Annotated in this window: 16 protein-coding genes; 11 read left to right on the top strand and 5 right to left on the bottom strand. The window is 62.7% G+C overall.

The genetic code is table 11. The annotated features are described in order from the left end of the window. From N536_RS0101760 to N536_RS0101745, 4 genes are all read left to right on the top strand, one after another. The gene (locus N536_RS0101760) at nucleotides 1-912 is read left to right on the top strand and encodes a LuxR C-terminal-related transcriptional regulator (protein WP_029112035.1); all 912 of its coding nucleotides are present in this window, start codon (nucleotides 1-3) and stop codon (nucleotides 910-912) included. 95 nt (nucleotides 913-1,007) lie between these two features. Then, nucleotides 1,008-2,804, top strand: a complete 1,797-nt coding sequence (locus N536_RS0101755; protein ID WP_029112034.1) for an acyl-CoA dehydrogenase — start codon at nucleotides 1,008-1,010, stop codon at nucleotides 2,802-2,804. 208 nt (nucleotides 2,805-3,012) lie between these two features. After that, nucleotides 3,013-3,948, top strand: coding sequence for an AraC family transcriptional regulator (locus N536_RS0101750; RefSeq protein WP_231514381.1), 936 nt, complete (start codon nucleotides 3,013-3,015; stop codon nucleotides 3,946-3,948). Between the two features lie 181 nt (nucleotides 3,949-4,129). Continuing rightward, nucleotides 4,130-4,924, top strand: a complete 795-nt coding sequence (locus N536_RS0101745; protein ID WP_029112032.1) for an enoyl-CoA hydratase/isomerase family protein — start codon at nucleotides 4,130-4,132, stop codon at nucleotides 4,922-4,924. Nucleotides 4,925-5,038: 114 nt separating this feature from the next. Here N536_RS0101745 and N536_RS0101740 read toward each other — a convergent pair whose 3' ends face one another. Then, complete coding sequence (locus tag N536_RS0101740; protein WP_231514380.1) at nucleotides 5,039-5,812, bottom strand: enoyl-CoA hydratase-related protein; 774 nt, start codon at nucleotides 5,810-5,812, stop codon at nucleotides 5,039-5,041. A 127-nt stretch (nucleotides 5,813-5,939) separates the two neighbouring features. On the opposite strand from N536_RS0101740, the gene N536_RS0101735 reads away from it, so the two are divergent. From N536_RS0101735 to N536_RS0101710, 6 genes are all read left to right on the top strand, one after another. Continuing rightward, a complete protein-coding gene (locus tag N536_RS0101735) occupies nucleotides 5,940-7,034 on the top strand; it encodes an NmrA family NAD(P)-binding protein (protein ID WP_029112030.1) in 1,095 nt (364 codons plus the stop codon). 161 nt (nucleotides 7,035-7,195) lie between these two features. Further along, nucleotides 7,196-8,653 carry a class I adenylate-forming enzyme family protein gene (locus N536_RS0101730; RefSeq protein WP_029112029.1) on the top strand — a complete coding sequence of 486 codons (1,458 nt, stop codon included), beginning with the start codon at nucleotides 7,196-7,198 and terminating at the stop codon, nucleotides 8,651-8,653. Between the two features lie 8 nt (nucleotides 8,654-8,661). Further along, nucleotides 8,662-9,903 carry a helix-turn-helix domain-containing protein gene (locus N536_RS0101725; protein WP_197040041.1) on the top strand — a complete coding sequence of 414 codons (1,242 nt, stop codon included), beginning with the start codon at nucleotides 8,662-8,664 and terminating at the stop codon, nucleotides 9,901-9,903. Nucleotides 9,904-10,070: 167 nt separating this feature from the next. Next, nucleotides 10,071-10,670: an NADPH-dependent FMN reductase gene (locus tag N536_RS0101720; RefSeq protein WP_051574150.1), complete on the top strand. Its 600-nt coding sequence runs from the start codon at nucleotides 10,071-10,073 to the stop codon at nucleotides 10,668-10,670. Then, complete coding sequence (ribB, locus tag N536_RS37105) at nucleotides 10,667-11,794, top strand: 3,4-dihydroxy-2-butanone-4-phosphate synthase (protein WP_051574149.1); 1,128 nt, start codon at nucleotides 10,667-10,669, stop codon at nucleotides 11,792-11,794. Before N536_RS0101720 ends, ribB begins: the two co-directional genes overlap by 4 nt. A 167-nt stretch (nucleotides 11,795-11,961) precedes the next feature. After that, nucleotides 11,962-13,143 (top strand): hypothetical protein, encoded by a 1,182-nt coding sequence (locus tag N536_RS0101710; RefSeq protein ID WP_155948372.1) that lies wholly within the window; start codon nucleotides 11,962-11,964, stop codon nucleotides 13,141-13,143. Between the two features lie 38 nt (nucleotides 13,144-13,181). Here the strand turns inward: N536_RS0101710 and N536_RS0101705 are convergent, their stop codons facing one another. Further along, nucleotides 13,182-13,703 (bottom strand): helix-turn-helix domain-containing protein, encoded by a 522-nt coding sequence (locus N536_RS0101705; protein WP_029112025.1) that lies wholly within the window; start codon nucleotides 13,701-13,703, stop codon nucleotides 13,182-13,184. Between the two features lie 128 nt (nucleotides 13,704-13,831). Between N536_RS0101705 and N536_RS0101700 the strand changes: the two genes are divergently transcribed. Beyond that, nucleotides 13,832-14,323: a hypothetical protein gene (locus N536_RS0101700; protein ID WP_036435212.1), complete on the top strand. Its 492-nt coding sequence runs from the start codon at nucleotides 13,832-13,834 to the stop codon at nucleotides 14,321-14,323. 104 nt (nucleotides 14,324-14,427) lie between these two features. On the opposite strand, the gene N536_RS0101695 is transcribed toward N536_RS0101700, so the two are convergent. From N536_RS0101695 to N536_RS0101685, 3 genes are all read right to left on the bottom strand, one after another. Then, nucleotides 14,428-14,799, bottom strand: a complete 372-nt coding sequence (locus tag N536_RS0101695; RefSeq protein WP_029112023.1) for a DUF1330 domain-containing protein — start codon at nucleotides 14,797-14,799, stop codon at nucleotides 14,428-14,430. Nucleotides 14,800-15,014: 215 nt separating this feature from the next. Next, nucleotides 15,015-15,848 carry an enoyl-CoA hydratase/isomerase family protein gene (locus tag N536_RS0101690; RefSeq protein ID WP_029112022.1) on the bottom strand — a complete coding sequence of 278 codons (834 nt, stop codon included), beginning with the start codon at nucleotides 15,846-15,848 and terminating at the stop codon, nucleotides 15,015-15,017. A 10-nt stretch (nucleotides 15,849-15,858) separates the two neighbouring features. Then, entirely contained in the window at nucleotides 15,859-17,304 is a 1,446-nt protein-coding gene (locus tag N536_RS0101685; RefSeq protein WP_029112021.1) for an MCE family protein, read from the bottom strand.

Genomic DNA, 17,304 nt, shown 5'->3' with positions numbered 1-17,304 from the left:
ATGACTCTCATCGGTGAGACCACCCACGACGAAGTGGGGAAGCCCATGTCCACGGCCGTCGAGACACTCGAGGGCCTGCGCCACGGCTTGCTCGGGCTGCGTTCGAACGCCTCTCCGACGAAGCTCCTCAAGCAGGGAGCCGTCGAGCTCGTGCGGTGCTGCGGGTTCAGCCGGGTGGTGATCTCTCGCGTCGTCGGGTCACAGCTCATCCCGATAGCGTGGCATGCCGGCGAAGATCCGGAGGACTTCGACCGGCGGCTGGATTCCTGGCGAGAAGACCCACCCGTGGTGACCCATAGCTTCCACGAGGGTGAAGTCTTGCGCCGCCGCCTGCCCGTCTTGACCCACGATGCTCTCACCGATCCTCTGACCTACAAGCCCATCATGATTGCGCTCGACTGTCGCGCCTATGTGGCCGCGCCAATCACGGTCGCCGGGCGTGCGGTGGCCATCATCCATGCCGATCGGCAAGGTGGCGATCTCGACCGCGCCGATCGTGCTGTCCTCGCCATGTTCGCCGATGTTCTCGCGATGGCGCTCGAACGCAGTGAACTCACTGAGCGCATCCGCGTGCACGAGACGAAGATGCGCAAGTTGCTCAGTGCCGGAATCGGGCTGTTCGATGACCTCATCGAGGACACCGTCGACTTCACGCGACCCTTGGAGCCTGCTCGAACTGGACACCAAGAAGCAGGTCGGCTCGACGCGCCAGCTCAAGGTGGCCCGCTCTCGCTCTTGACCCGCCGTGAGTTGGAAGTGCTCGACATGATCGCCGCTGGAGCCACCAATGTCGCCATCGGCGAGGCGCTCTTCATCACGGAGGTCACGGTGAAATCGCACGTCCAACACATTCTCCGGAAGCTGCGGGCAGCCAACCGTGCCGAAGCAGCGGCGCGTTACGTTCGCACCTGACGCCCTGCCGGCCAACTCAGCCCCAAAACGCCACCACCACAATGGATTTTACGGCTACGTCGCCCACCCCAGATGGCCAGCCTGGAAGGACTGTCATGCAATCAGTACTGCTGTCGAGGCGTGACATCGACTTCCTACTCTTCGAATGGTTGGGCGTCGACGAACTGACCAAACAGGAGCGCTTCGCCGAGCACTCACGCGAAACGTTTGACGCGTTACTCGACCTGTGCGAAGACCTTGCGACACGCCACTTCGCGACACACAACACGAAGAGCGACGCCAATGAGCCGAGCTTCGACGGACAAACGGTGACGATGATCCCCGAGGTGAAGGAGGCGTGGACCGCGTTCGCCCAAGCCGACCTCCTCGGGTTCGCGATGGACGAGCGGGTTGGCGGGTCACAACTGCCCACCGTCGTCGCCCAAGCCGCGCTCGCGTGGTTTTCAGCTGCCAACGTGAGCACCGCGGGCTACTTGATCCTCACGATGGCAAGTGCCAACCTGCTCAACCGGTTCGGCACCGACGATCAAGTCGACACGTTCGTCAAGCCAATGCTGTCGGGCCGATTCTCCGGCACCATGGCGCTCTCGGAGACGCAGGCAGGCTCATCGCTCGCGGACGTCGTAACCCGTGCTGAACGCCAGCCTGACGGTACTTACCGGCTCTTCGGGTCCAAGATGTGGATCTCCGGCGCAGAGCACGAGCTCACCGAGAACATCGTCAACCTGGTTCTGGCGAAGATTCCCGGCGCTCCGGCCGGCACGAAGGGCATTTCCTTGTTCATCGTGCCGAAGTACCTGATCAATGGCGACGGCACGATCGGTGAGCGCAACGACGTCGCGTTGGTGGGCCTGAACCACAAGATGGGTCAACGCGGGCTCACCAACACCGTACTGAACATCGGCGACGGCGCCTTCACACCCAGCGAAAAGCCCGGCGCAGTCGGCTATCTCGTGGGTGAACCCCACCGCGGCATCACCTACATGTTCACGATGATGAACGAGGCACGCCTCGGCGTCGGAATGGCCGCCGTCTCGCTCGGGTACACGGGCTACCTCAAGTCGCTGCGATATGCCCGCGAGCGTCTGCAGGGACGTCCGCCAACGGCCAAGGACCCATCGACACCCCAGGTGCCGATCATCGAGCACGCCGACGTGAAACGGATGTTGTTGGCTCAGAAGGCCTACGTCGAGGGCGGAATGGCGCTCCTGCTGTACTGCGCCAACTTGATCGACATCCAGCACAGTTCGGATTCGGCGGATGAACGCATGAATGCCGAATTGCTGCTCGACATCTTGACGCCCATAGCCAAGAGCTGGCCGTCCCAGTGGTGCCTCGAGGCCAACAGCTTGGCCATCCAGGTGCATGGCGGGTACGGCTATTCCCGCGAGTACGACGTAGAGCAGCACTATCGCGACAATCGACTCAACCCGATCCACGAAGGCACACATGGTATCCAGAGTCTGGATCTATTGGGCCGCAAGGTTCGACATCACGGAGGCGCCGGACTGGCGGCGCTCGGCATCGCGATCGAGAAGACCCTCGCAGACGCCGCTGCCCTGGGTGGTGAAGCCTCCGAGCAGGCGCAGCAACTCGACAACGCATGGGAGCGCCTCATCGGGGTGACCCACGAGCTGCTCGGCTCCGGTGACCTCGACGTTGCGATGGCCAACAGCGTGGTCTACCTGGAGGCTTTCGGCCACACTGTCGTCGCGTGGATCTGGCTTCAGCAAGTCGTTGCCGCCCATGGCTGCGTCGGCGACTTCTACGATGGCAAACGCCAGACATCGCGTTATTTCTTTCGGTACGAACTTACCAAGGCGTCAACGCAATTAGATCTGCTAGCCAGTCTTGATGACACCACGGTCGGGATGCGCGACAGATGGTTCTGACCTCCCGCACGTGTTCGCCGAGTCGTGCAACAGACACGCAAAGACAAATCCTTGTCGCCTTGAGACAAGTAATGACGGTTGGATCCGAGGAAACTACAGCAAAGTCGGGCCGTAGCGACACCGCCCGTCCAGATGTAGAAGCGGTACCGGCAGGAGGCAGGCTGTGACACCAGCTCAATCAACCTTGCCCCGGACCGACCGAGCGGCATTGGAAGAGCAGGACTTCCATTGGCGAGCGGCCGTTCGTGACCGGATCTTCGGCACGGACCTGCGGCGCAAGGAGTGGGCCGGAGGCTTCGGCTCCTTCACGATCCGCGACCTCGGGGATCTGCTCATCACCGATTGGGAAGGCCCCCCGATGGAGGGCGTTCGACGCAAGAGTTACACGCGTCGCGACGATGACGCCTTGCTGGTCTTCACCGTCTCCGCAGGTACACATATCTTCGAGTTCGCGGACCAGGCCGTGGCGCTGCGCCCCGGGGCAGTTCTGATCACCAGCACTCGCGCAACGGGCAGCTTCGTCATCCCCGATCGCCTGACGAAACGAACCATCAAAGTGCCCATGACTGCCCTTTCCCCGTTCGACACCGGAAGCCGCCTGCCCGAGTACCTGCTCATGGGCACCGCCGAAAACCCGCTAGCGGCGATTCTGCAGGACTTTCTCATCGGCATCGACGGCCAATCCGGCCGGATGTCCGCCGTAGAGATCGAGGCCGCGCGCAACGCGCTACTGACCTTGATCGCCGGGATGCTGCGGGCCAGTGAGCGCCCCGATGCGGGCGAGGGTGAGCTCCTGCCGCTGCTGCGGCGACAGCTGGAGACGTGGATCGTGGACCACCTCTCAGCCGGCGCCGTCAAGGTCCAGGATCTGGCTGCAGCACACAACGTTGCGCCCAGAACCGTTCACCGCGCATTCGAAGCAACCGGCGACACCGTCGGATCCATCGTCCGAAAGCACCGCCTGGCCGCCGCCAGAGCCGATCTCGTCAACACGAACCTCTCGATCGCCGCGATCGCGCACCGCTGGGGATTCTGCGATGCCAGCCACCTCGGTCGAGAATTCCGGCGACACTTGTCATTGTCGCCAGGTGACTACCGCGAGGCCCACGGAACACACGTCAGTTTGAACATCGCCACTGCCTGAACGGTGACATGCGGCATCCGACGACGAGCCGCGATTCGCTGAAACAATCTGCGCACCAATGCATGCTGGCTGGGATCACGACCCGGCAACGCTATCAGCCGCCCCGAACTTCTTGACGGTATGGTCTAGACGCTTTAGTCTAATTGCTTGAGCGTACTGGTTCCCAACAGCAGGAGATGTAATGAGTCGTGTGGATCTTGATCTGATTGACTACGTGGCGATTGTTACCACGGTCAACCCGCCAGCCGAACTCTTCGATGAGGCTCAGATCACGGGCTTGCGAGACGCGGTGCAAAAGGCCACCGCGGACGGTGCCCGAGCGATGGTCATCAAGAGTGACGCGCCGCTGTTCTCCGGAGGCGCAGACGTCTCGCTGTTCCACGGGAAGACGCAGCAAGAAGGACGGGACTCGCTGTCCGGTGCAATGGAGTTGATTGCCGAGCTAGAGGACGCCCCATTCCCGATCATCGCCGCGGTCAACGGGATGTGCTTTGCGGCCGGTCTGGAACTGGCGCTGGCCTGTGACTTCATCTACGCCTCGGACGACACGGTCTTCTCACAGGTTGAGGCCATGATCGGCGCGACGACATTCCTTGGCGGCGCCTACCGGTTGGCCGAGCGCTGTGGGCCGGCGATTGCGCGCGAGATCGTTTACACCACCGACCATTACAGCGCTGAGCAGTTCGCTCAATGGAACATCGTCAATCGCGTGGTGCCCCTTGCTGAGCTGCACAGCACCGCCGTGACAGTCGCCAAGAAGATCGCAAAGGGACCGACGATGGCGCACCTCCAGACCAAGCGCATCATTCGGCACGCGCTTACCCATAACTCGCGCGCGACAGACCCATTTGTGCTCGAGGAGGCCACCAGCGTGTTCGAAACCCGCGACATGCAATACGCCGTCGGTCTGCTACTCGAGCAGGGAGCGCGCAAGTTCATCAAGAACCACGACGAGGTGTCTTTCGAAGGACGTTGACGGCGTTGGTCCGGTGCCGCGTCGATCGCATTGAGGGACTTTCCCGCGTGATCGACGCGTACCGGGCCACCCGCCATCGGGGAGAGCCGAATGGTGGCGGGCACGCCACGTTGGCTACTTCAGGAAACGTGCGATCGCTTCCTTGGCTTCCACTGAATGGGTGCGCTGCCGGAACAGCTCAGACTCCTCATCGATTGCCTGTAGAACGTCGGGTTTGTCGCGGTGGAGCAAGCGCTTGGTGATCCGCACCGATTCGGCGGGCAACGCCTGCAGCGACATCGCGGAATCGCGTGCTGCGGATAGCGCCTGTCCATCGGCAACGAGATGGCTTATCAGGCCGGCGCTTTCGGCACGGTCGGCATCGAACTTATCTCCCAGCATCAACAGCTCCGTGGCGGTCTTGATGCCGGCGAAGCGCGGTAGCAACAGGGTTGAGGCGCCTTCCGGGCTCAGACCGAGTTTCACGAAGGGCAGCGCGAACACGGTCGAGCGACCCGCGAAGGCCAGGTCGCAATGCAGAAGCATGCTCGCACCGATGCCAACCGCAAATCCCTCGACCGCCGCGACGATGGGTTTCTCCGCCTCGACGAGGGCGCGCAGCAGGGTGAACGGTGCAACTGAGTCGGGATGATCCCGGAAGTCGGCGAGGTCGTTGCCACTCGTGAAGACGCCACCGCGCCCGGTGATCACCACGACGCGTACGTCCGGATCATGGTCGGCATCCGAAACCGCCTCGGCCAGTGCCTCATACATGCGAATGTCGAAGGCGTTGCGCTTTTCGGTTCTGTCGATCGTCAGAACACGGACGCCGGGTTCAACGGTCTCTGAGGTTACAGGCATCTGATCCGTCCGGAAGGTGAGGCGGTCAAGGTGAATGAGGTCGGTCATGCCCGGCCGGGCGACCATGCTAGACTAACTAGTCTAGACTAGCTCGTCAAACGTAGCTGGTGGCCCATAGCGACGCGCCAGCACCCTAGGCCTCGATTGAGACCGACAACCTATGGAGTCAACCGTCATGTCCTCAAACACCGTTTCCAGCATCTTCGTCATCGGCGGTACGGGCGCTCAAGGAATGCCCATCGTCCGTGATCTCGTTGCCGACGGGAAGTACTCGGTTCGAGTGCTTACCCGTGACACCACGTCGTGGCGAGCCAAGGCACTCGTCGAACTCGGTAACGTCACCCTTGTCGAGGGTTCGTTCGCCGATGACGATGTCCTGCGCGAGGGGTTCCGCAGCTGCGATGGAGCGTTCGTCAACATCGACGGGTTCAACACCGGCGAGAAGACCGAAACCTACTGGGCCATCCGCAGCTACGAGATCGCCCTCGAAGAGGGCATCAAGTTCTTCGTCTACGGAAATCTCGACTACGCGCTCAAGAAGTCGGGCTATGTCTCGCGGTTCCGCACCGGCCACTACGACGGCAAGGGCCGCATGGCCGAATGGATCCTGTCGCAGAACCAATCCAACGCCGACAGGATGGGTGCGGCGATCTTCACAACGGGCCCCTACATCGAAATGACTGTCTCACCTCGGACGCCCATGACGCCCGCGATCGAGGACGGCGTTGTTACCTGGCGGGTTCCCCTCGGGCAGGGAGCCGTCCCGCACGTGGCCCTGGACGATTGCGGCTACTACGTACGGTGGCTCTTCGATCATCCCCGCCTCGCCAATGGCATGAACCTCGAAACCGCGATCGCCGACATCAGTTACACCGAGCTTGCATCGGCATTCGAAACGGTGACCGGTCATCGCGCCCGATTCATCGACACCGATCTCGAGGACTACTGGAACGGTCCGCTCGCACGGCTCGCGAGCAAGCCGGCCGGTTACAATGCAGACCCGAATGACAAGAGCACTATGACCTTTCGGGAGAACTTCACCGGGTTCTGGAACATGTGGAAGGCCCGGTTCATCACCCGCGACTATGCCCTGCTCGACGAGATCCACCCGAACAGGATCAGTAGCGCCGAGGAATGGCTCAGACGCGAAGACAAACTCGGACGAGAGCTCGGCAAGGGCAGTCTGTGGGAGCGGCTACAGCCGGAGAACTGGACTGCGGACTCACCAATCCTCAAGGACAGCGCGGATTTGAGGGCCGGCAAGCTCTGACAGCACCGGGGAATGCCGTGTCCGATCGATCCTAGTCATTGGCGCGATTGTCCTAGTGTCCTGCGACACAGCAAGTTACGGTCGAAACACGTCACTGTTCCGCTTGATCGTCGGCGCGTACGGCGACTTGGTCAGGGCTAGCTCTAACACTCAGGAGCATCGTGACGTTTCCGTATCTGCCGTGGTCCCCTGAGCGGGACCGGTTGGCGACGGCGGTGCGCGATGACGCGGTCACATTGACCTACGGCGAGCTGGACGACTGGTCGGCAGCCGTAGCAAGCCAACTTGCCGCTCAGGGCTTCGGCGAAGGCGACGTGTTGGCGGTGATGCTGCCCAACCGCGTCGAATTGTTGGTGGCGATACTGGCCGCATGGCGGCTCGGCGGCATCGCCACGCCCGTCAATTCAGAGTTCACCGCCGCTGAAGCGGAGTTTCAGATCAACGATTGCGACGCCCATCTCGTGATCAACGAGTCACCGGACGCACCTAGCGCCGGCCGCCCCGCCATTCATGTCGACGAACTCCTCAAGCCGGGGCCCGGGCCTCAGGCCGTTGAGTCGGCAGGCGATCACGTCGCGTTGCTGATCTACACCAGCGGGTCAACCGGGAAGCCCAAGGGAGTGATGCTGGATCACGCCAACATCGACGCGATGACAACCGCCATTGCCGAGCACATGGAACTGACGGCGCAGGATCACAGCCTGGTGATTCTGCCGCTGTTCCACGTCAACGCACTGATGCTCAGCACTTTCAGCCCGTTTCGCGTTGGCGCTCGTACGAGCATCGTTGGCAGATTCTCGGTGAGCCGATTCTTCGAGCAAGTGGAGAAATTGCGACCGACGTACTTCTCGTCGGTGCCGTCCATTCTTTCGATGCTGGTGGCGTTGCCCGACCACGTCGAACCGGACACGACGTCACTTCGCTTTGCCGCCTGCGGTGCGGCTCCCCTGTCCGAGGAGTTGATGACTCGAGCGCAGGAACGCTTCGGGATCGTCATCGTCGAAGGCTACGGCCTTACCGAAGCCACCTGCGCCTCAGCCGCGAACCCGATTCATGGCCCAAGAAAGCTCGGCACGGTGGGGCCTGCAATGAGCGGGCAGCGCATCGAGATCATCTCTCCTACAGGCGGATTCCTACCGCCAGGCGAGCGCGGTGAAGTGGTCATCTCCGGCCCCACCCTCATGCGCGGCTATCTCGGCTGCCCCGAGGCCACTGCCGAGACCATCGCGAAAGGCTGGCTACGCACCGGCGATGTCGGAATCCTGGACGAGGATGGATATCTACGCATCGTCGGGCGAATCAAGGACATGATCATCCGTGGCGGCGAGAACATCTACCCAAGGGAGATCGAAGCGGTACTGACCGCTTTCGACGGTGTCCTGGAAGCCGCAGTCGTGGGATACCCCCACGAGGTTCTTGGCGAGATCGCGGTTGCCTATGTGCAGGCCTACCCGGACGCTGCGCTCGACGTCGACAGCATTGCTGCCCACTGCCGTCGCAACCTGGCAAAAGTGAAAGTCCCAGAGTCCATCACGATTGTCGACGAACTTCCCAAGAACCCAGTCGGAAAGCCGGACAAGCCCGCGCTGCGCCGGATGGCCGCCAGCTCGTTCACATGATCACTGACATGGCGAAGTCTGCTCCCGCCATCGAGCTGCCATCCATTCGAGCAGTGGCCGCGAGCTGGGGCGCGGAGAAGCAACAAGCCATTGCCGACGAGATGCTGCACGACGTCGGCATGGGGATCTCGTCGATAATCGACAACGAACAGCTCATGTGCCTAGGCAGGGGAACATGTCTGGCCATCGTGGAACTCACGCTGGCGATGATTGAACACGCGATTCCGGCCGATCGGGCCGAGCCGCCTGTCGTTGCGATTGAACATGCGCGCCTGCTGGCCGATCGTGGGCTTCCCCTCGAAGCACTGTTGCGAGCGTACCGGCTGGGCCACGCCTGCTTCGCGCGCCGAGTGGCCGATGCAATGATGGAGTTGACACAAGATCCAGCTGAATTGGTTCGCGGCGTAAGGGAAACCGAGCGGTTCCTGTTCGCGTTCGTTGACGTCATCTCCTCCAAGGTCGGTGCCGCCTATATCGACCAGCGTCAACGAGTCACCACCCGTGCCGCGTCAATGCGCCGTGACGTGGTGCGGGCGCTGCTCGATGGCCACGACATCGACATCACGCGCGCCGAGCGGTCGTTGGGACACAGCCTAAGTGGACCGCAGTTGGCATTCATATGCTGGGGTGACGGCGATAGCGCAGCGCTGCAGCAGGCCGCCGCCGCCATGCAGGAGGTGCTCAGCGCACCACGGCCGGTGCTTCTCCCGTCAGACGATTGTGTGCTTTCCGGATGGTTCGACGTAACGCGTGGGATGCGGGCAGGCGTCGAGGCACTCGCCAAAGCGACCGGTGCCGCCGCACCCGCCGCGCACATCGCGCTGGGTCCAGTCCTACCTGGTCTGAACGGATTTCAAAGAAGTCGCGCTGGTGCTCAGCGCGTCAAACGGATCGTTGACATGACCGCAAGACACCCGCCAACAATGACAGAGTGGACCAACATCGCCCTGGTCGACGCGCTCAGTGCCGACCTCGATGCGGCCCGCGAACTCGTTCGCACCGAGCTCAGGGCGCTCAATCGCCCCGGTGACCACAACGCGCTGCTTCGCCAGACCGCGCAGGCATTCGTGTTGTCGGGCTTCAGCTATGCCGCGGTCGCCAGCAGTTTGCACATCCATCGCAACACCGCTCTACAGCGGGTGAAGAAGGCCGAGGCCTTGCGCGGAAAGCCCTTCACCGAGCGGCCGGCCGAGCTGCTTGCCGCATTGATGCTTGTCGATGCGATAGGAGCGACGCTACTGGATCACTGACCGGCAGTGTGCGCTGTGCACATAGCTGTGTGCGGGCACCACCTGTTGCAGCAACAAGCACGAACGTACCTTTGCTGACATGGCCATCGTCACATTACAGGGGCCTATGAGCTCCCGCTCACAGCGCCAATAACGTTCCACCGCAAATTCATTGAGGAGGGGTCGACATGTCCGTCGCAGTCGATAGCCGCCACGAAACTGCTCGTGATCCGCGCCCGCTCATCGTCGGACTGGGCGGCACTCTCAGCGAAGCTTCTTCAAGCGAGCGTGCTCTGCGCCAAGCCTTGGCCGCGGCCGAGCAGCAGGGAGCGCGAACGGAGTTGTTCGCAGCCGAGGCGCTCGATCTGCCGATGTACACGGTCGACCGCTCGAAGAGAACCTCTGCGGCAATTGCTTTGGTCGACGCTTTGGCGCGGGCGGACGGCCTCATCATCGCCACTCCTGGGTACCACGGCGGGATCTCGGGGCTGGTGAAGAATGCGCTCGACTACATCGAGGATCTTCGCGGCGATGCACGGCCTTACCTGGACGGCCGCGCGGTGGGGTGCATCGTGTGCGCCTACGGGTGGCAGGCGACCACCACCACGTTGGTGTCTCTGCGTTCCACCGTGCATGCACTTCGCGGCTGGCCGACGCCGCTGGGAGTTGCGATCAATTCCGCCCAGACGACATTCGATGACGCCGGTCGTGTGCTCGATGACCAATGCAGCCAGCAGTTGACGATGCTCAGCAGGCAGGTTCTCGATTTCGTCGGGGCACGACGGTGAACGCCTTGGCTGCCGATGTTGAACGGGCGATTGCAGCGATCGGCTCTGGAGAGATGGTCATTGTCGTCGATTCGGCCGACCGGGAGAATGAAGGCGACCTGGTGATGGCGGCACAATTCGCCAGTGCGCGCCACGTGCATTTCATGGCATCCGAGGGCCGTGGGTTGGTATGCGTTCCGATGACGGCGGGCCGGTTGGCCACACTGCGGATCGACCCCATGGTGGCCCGCAACACCGACCCTGCCGGTACCGCGTTTCACGTGAGTGTCGACGTCCTCGCGGACACTACGACCGGTATCTCGGCCAGTGATCGGGCTTCTACGATTCGTGCACTGGCCGACCCACATTCGCGTCCGGAGGATTTCTCACGTCCCGGCCACATATTCCCGCTGGCCGCGCGAGCTGGAGGCGTGCTCGAGCGTCCCGGGCACACCGAAGCCGCCATCGACTTGGTGACCTTGGCCGGCCTCGAGCCCGTCGCGGTCATCTGTGAGATCGCCGACAGTGATGGGGAAATGGCCAGGATGCCGGCCTTGGTCGACTTCGCCGAACGCCACCAGATCCCGATGATCACCATCGCGCAGTTGGCCGCCTACCGCCGGCGCACCGAACGGCTGATCGAACGGGTAGGGCAAGCTCGTCTACCGCTCCCCCAAGGAGAATTTACAGCCGTCGGATACCGGGACAGGACGAACGGTTGTGAACACATCGCGCTCATTCATGGCGACCCGACAACGGCCGGGCACGTCCCCGTGCATGTACACACCGAATGCCTCGCTGGTGACGTCTTTGGTTCCATGACATGCAACTGTGGCACCCACTTGCAACACGCTCTCGACCTCATAGTCGGCGACGGGGTTGGCGCCATCATCTACCGCCGTGACAACTACGTCAGCCGCCACGGCCTCCAATGTCCCTCGCCGAGACGGCAACTCGACGACATCGACGTCCAGATCCTGCGGGACCTCAACATCAACTCCGGTACCACACAGTTAGTCACAGCCCCTCGCGCTTCGCTGTCCAACGCCCTTGCCTCTCTCGGCAATGTTCCAGATCGCCAGCGGACGTTGTTCCATCCAGTTTTCGCATCAGGCCGACGACGCCCAAGAAAGGTACAACTATGACAACCCTCGATGAGACGAGACTGGCTGCTGCCACGTCAGTTTTGCAGCAGCCGAACCGGATCGACGCTGATAGCCATCCAACTGATCGCGACGCCAAACGGTTCGCGCACATCGGAGCGCTGGTCGACCGCGCGGCTGGGACCGGGGCGCGGCCGTACTACGACTCCGTGGTGATCGCCGGTGCGGGCCTGACCGCCTCGGTGATGGCGGCGCGATTGGCGCGTAGTGAACGGTTCCATGGCAAGGTCGTGTTGGCAGGGCCGCGTTCCGAGGAGTCTCGTCGACTCAAGGACGGGGCGACGTTGCGGGGCCACGGCGCCGATTACATCTGCTATGCGTTGGGCGTGCCGCAGTGCGCATTCGTGGATTCGTTGTACGGCGATATCGTCGATGGCCGCGGAGTGGGGACGCGGCTTCTGGTGAACATGTCGAAGAAGGGTCGCAGCGGGGCTTTCGAATTCGGCCGTACCTTCCCCGTCATGGGCGGATACCCAGGGACTTCGCGTCCGTTGTTCTACGGTGTACGCAACAGCCGTGTGCAGGCCGCAATGCACGAGTTCATGAACCGCGCAGGTGTGATCGAAGTGCCCGAGGCAATCAACTCGTTGGACGAGGCTCATGCTCTGGCACCGGGCAAGCGGCCTTTGATCGTCAACGCCAGCCATAACGCGGGCCTGCTGCGGGGCCAAGGGCCCAAGGTCGATTGGGCCACGGTCGCGGTTCAAGCACCATTGGTAGTGCGGCCCGGTGGTTTTCGAAACATCGCGTCCAATGCCGCGCTCTTCACCGGTGTTCGACGCGCCGGCCGGATCGTCGTCGGACTGTTCAACCCCTATGGTGATCCGTTGTCACCGCAAGCGACGTTCTACGGGATCATGGTCGGCGAGGTTCGTCCAGGGTCCGGATTCGACAAGCAGCGCGAGGTCGACACCATGACCGACGAACTCTATGGCATCGCCGATGGGCTGGGGATGGACGTTCATGACCCCGACGAGACGCTGTTCTCGGGATTGATTCCAGGCTCTCCGTGGAAAGCACCCCAGTCGGCCCCTGGCACATTGGAACTACAAATGATCTCCCACCAAGGTGTTTCGGCGACCTTCTCCGACGGGATGACCTCGGGCGCGGCGGCTGCGGTGGCGGCCGCCGAGGCCGTGATCAGGGGTACCGATCCCGATCGCGCGGCTCGACGTGCAGTACGTGAAATCACGCGTGACCGGCGAATCTACAACTTCGAACGGACCAAACTCGCGTTGGCGTGGGATATCGGTATTCGTGTTCTGCCAGAGGCTGTTTCAGCATACCCATACTCGTTCCACAGCCGGACCAACTGGTGCAGTGCGGGCTGACCGCGTTGTATCGAGGCAACGGTGATTCGGCGCCGGGGTCATGTCGGCCGGATCGGCTCCAACATTCGGTGCGGTCGCTGCAGCGCTTTGCTGGTCGCGTCGTCCCGACTGACCCTGGCGCGTCGCGGCGGCGACGTGGTCACGTCCGCCGGATCCGGAGCGTCTCCGCACCGCGCGCATACCGCTTGGGGGTCGATCGGCCCGCCACACTCGGCGTGGACGAAGGACCGCCGCTGCTGGGCCGTCTGGTAGTGCTCGGCGCCCCACTGGGCGAGGGCGCACATTACCGGCCACAGGTCTCGACCCATCGAAGTGAGGACGTACTCGTCGCGGCCGCCGGGCACTGACACCGCAGTGTCGAGTAACCCTTGCTCGACGAGGAGGGCCAGGCGTTGGGACAGAACCGCTTTGGGGATGCCGAGGTGGGTATGGAAGTCGGTGAACCTTCGAACACCGTAGAACGCGTCGCGCACGATGAGCAGCGTCCAGCGTTCACCGACGACTTCCAGCGACCTGGCGATCGAGCAGTTCTCCTCGGGGTAGTCACGCGGTAGGGCCATGCCCCATTCTGACACTTGCAGGTTCGGTCAACGAACTCTACGGTGAAGTTGCTGCAGTTCATTGAACGAACCAAATAATGGCGGAGGCCGGCGTGAGCAGTTCGGAAGTACACACAGCGTCACACGTCATGAACCGGATCGACGTCTCCACCGGAGTGCCGTTCGACGACTTCACATCACGGTTCGAGCACGCCGCCCCGGCGTTCGACGCGCAGTTCTTCCAGCAGCTCATCGAGACCGGCGGCTCCTGGGCAGATGTCCAGTCGGCGGTCGATCGGATGGCCCCGCACCAGCTGATCCGATACGCGACCATCGAGGCGACCGCGATGATGGCGTTGGCCGGCCATACCACCAAGGTGGTCGAGTACCTGCTGGGCAACCATGTCATCGCCGAGAGCATGTTCCGCCATGACCCACGCGCCCTGCTGTACGCCCCGCTGCGAGTGCTGATCTTCAGCGACGCCCAGGGCGACGCGGTCTTCAGTCTCGATCAGCCCAGCACGGCGTTCGGGAGTCTCGGCATCGACGAGGTGACCCGGGTCGGCGTCGGACTCGATGACAAGGTGGCGGCGCTGCTGCAGTTCCTCGGGGTCGACGCCTCGTTCCCTCTACCCGTCTGATGCGGACACTGATCGTCGGGGCCGGCAAGCGACCCGGGAACGCTTTCGATGGCTTTTATGGATTGGGTGAACAGGTCTCGATCAAGAGCCCATGTGGACGAGAGTCAAGGCTTGAGCACCGCAAGTACATCGTCGATCGCAGCGGCGGCAGGGTCAGTCATATCGAGACCATCGAACGTCTGCCAGATGTAGGAGGCCGTCCCACTCTCCCGCAGCGGATGCAAATCGGCCAAGTCCGGGTCATCCCGGAAGCTGTTGAACGCCTCTTCGGACTCCCATTCGACGAGAAACAGAACCTGCCGTGGCGCAAGGTCACCGGCCACGTTGTCTCGGAAACGGCCAAACGCCACCATTCGACCACCATATGGCGGAGCCGCTGAGGGCAAACGGCTGAAATACGCGAGATACTTCTCCACGTCGACCACATCGAACATGTTCAGCGCGAAGAATTTCTTCTCTTGCGAACGATCACCCATGTACTTTTCCCTTTCAGCGCCGCGACAACTGACGAGCAGCCGTCGTCGACTCTCATGTGACTGAACACATTCGACGGTAGGCAATGAGACAACCGCTGCCCTAGGACGAAGGTGACGCTCGATGGGATTAGGGTGCCAACCATTCGGTCCTGCGACCAGGGTTAGCGCGCTAAGGCAGTTGCACCTCTATCGCGCTGTCAACCATCCACCACCCGTTAGAACCGTGGCTTGTCGGAATCTGCCTGTCCAGCAGCCAGTGCACGGAGTCTGCGTACTTGCGCCGCGCTTTCCAATGTGCGCTGCTGCTCGAGATCCAAGTTCTCGGCTGACTGCAAGAGCCGCTTGGTTTCTCGAACGGCGTCCGTATCGGACTGCAGCACGGAACGAACCAAAGCATCGACCTCGCTGGTGAGTTCTCCGACCGGCACCCCGCTCTGCGCAATACCCAGCGTGACGGCTTCAGTTGCGTCGATGTTGCGCGCGCGAACACAGAGTTCGAGCGCGCGCGCATACCCTACTTGTCTCACCAAGGGGCGGAGTCCGGTGAGGTCGGGGACGAGGCCGAGCGCAGGCTCCTTCATACAGAAGGTGACATCGTCGGCCACGACCCTGATGTCACAGGCGAGGGCGAGCTGGAAACCGCCCCCGACGGCGTGCCCCTGCACCGCGGCGATGGAGACGAAGTTCGGGTCTCGCAGGAACGTGAATCCCTGCTGGTACTCCCCGATCAGGCGGGCGGCGGCGAGGTCCGTGCTATCGAGAAGTCCGCGAACGGTTTCCACTTCGACGCCATCACTGAGCATGGACCGATCCAGTCCGGCCGAGAAGGACGGTCCTTCGGCGCGAACGACGACGATGCGGACTTCATCGGGCATCGACCGCCCGAGAGCGGCCAGCGCGCGCCACATCGCGGGGGTCTGAGTATTACGGCGTTCGGGCGCACAGAGCACGATCTCGGCGACTGGCCCATCTACTGAGAAGGCCAACCCCGCCGAACGTAACTCATCGCTGGTCGGTGCCGTCGTCGATCCGTCGCGTGTTCCAGACATCGTCGTTCTCCTAGTTCGGCGGGATCAGCATGCTCTGCCACGTTTGGTCTGCCGGGTTCTGCGCCAGATTTGCCTGCGCATAAACCTTTCCGTCCGGCCCAATGTAGGACCCGGTGGCGGGGTCGTATTCGGCCACCGCCAGCGGGGGTGGCACGACGGCAGCCGCCGGCGGGGGCGGCGACTCGGGCGGCAGTTCAGGGATCTCCTGCCCCGACAATGTGGCGTTCGGATCGCCCTTCCAGTTGGTGCCGTCGTTGAGCGGGACGTACGGCTCGCCGCTTTCGCACATCTTGACCGTCGGAGCGCGTTTACCCGGCACTGTCGCACACGGGGTATTGCGCGCCCCGCGGACGGCCTGCAGGTCGGAGTCCTGTGGGACCCGGCAGTACACGTCACCACCTGGAGCATCGGGGTAGTCCTGCGGAGCGGCCGGACGGCGTTGTTGGGCAGGCAGATACCCGGTGGTGCATGGCGGCGGCAGGTTCACGTTGAGGTTGAAATTCATGTGGGTGCCCTTGTAGTCCTGCGTGGTGCCGTGACTGGAGAGAGAGGCGCCCTGCAACTCCGAAGTCGCTTGCGGAAAGAGGACGAGGATCTGTTCGATGTTGGGCTGGTATGCGACCGCGACGTCGCCAAGACTTACGAGATTGGCCATCAGGATCGGCAGGGTGGGTCGCAACCTGTCGAACAGTCGTCGAGCTTCGTCGGTCGCCGGTCCACCCTTCGTCAGGACATCGGCCACCGCGTCGTCGTGGGCACGCAGTTGATCGGTGACGGTCGCCAGATGCGCAGACCACGCCGAGATCGCGCCGGCTGTATCGGCTTGAGAATCCAGCACTGGTGCGGATTGATCGATCAACGCGGTGATCGCATCGAGATTCTTGCGGGCGTTGCTGACCACCACCGTGGACCCCTGTACGAAGCGTGCGAGCTCCGGTCCCAAACCACCGACGGCAGTGTAACTTTCGTCGACCACCGTCTTGAGGTTGTCCCGAGGAATGACCCGCAATCCCGAGTTGAGAGATTCCACGACACCATTGATGTCCGGCGGCACCCACGCTCGACCGACCGGTATGACGTCACCGCTCTTCAAGGCCGCCGACGTGCCGTTGCGGGGCAAGAGCGCCATGTACTGCTCGCCGAGCGATGACACGCTGTGCACTCGTGCGTCGAGGTCCGACGGGATCGCGACGTCCGAGCGCAGCGACAACACCGCGTCGACCCCGGTGTCGGTCAGCTTTACCTCGGCGATCCGCCCGACCTCGGTACCGCGGTAGGTGACGTTTGCGCCGGAGTACAGCCCGGATGCGCGTGGTAGCTCGACCGTCACGCTGTACCGGCCGACGCCGAACATCTCCGGGAGCCGGATGTACCCGATCCCCAGCACCACACCCGCCACCAGGGTGACCACCGCATAAACCACCAGCTGGGTCCTGATCCGCCTGTCGAGGTGCAT

The organism is Mycobacterium sp. URHB0044, from assembly GCF_000620625.1.
In the GTDB taxonomy this organism is placed as follows: domain Bacteria; phylum Actinomycetota; class Actinomycetes; order Mycobacteriales; family Mycobacteriaceae; genus Mycobacterium.
The sequence above is the reverse complement of the archived record's forward strand: the minus strand, read 5'-3'. Positions and strand labels throughout refer to the sequence as shown.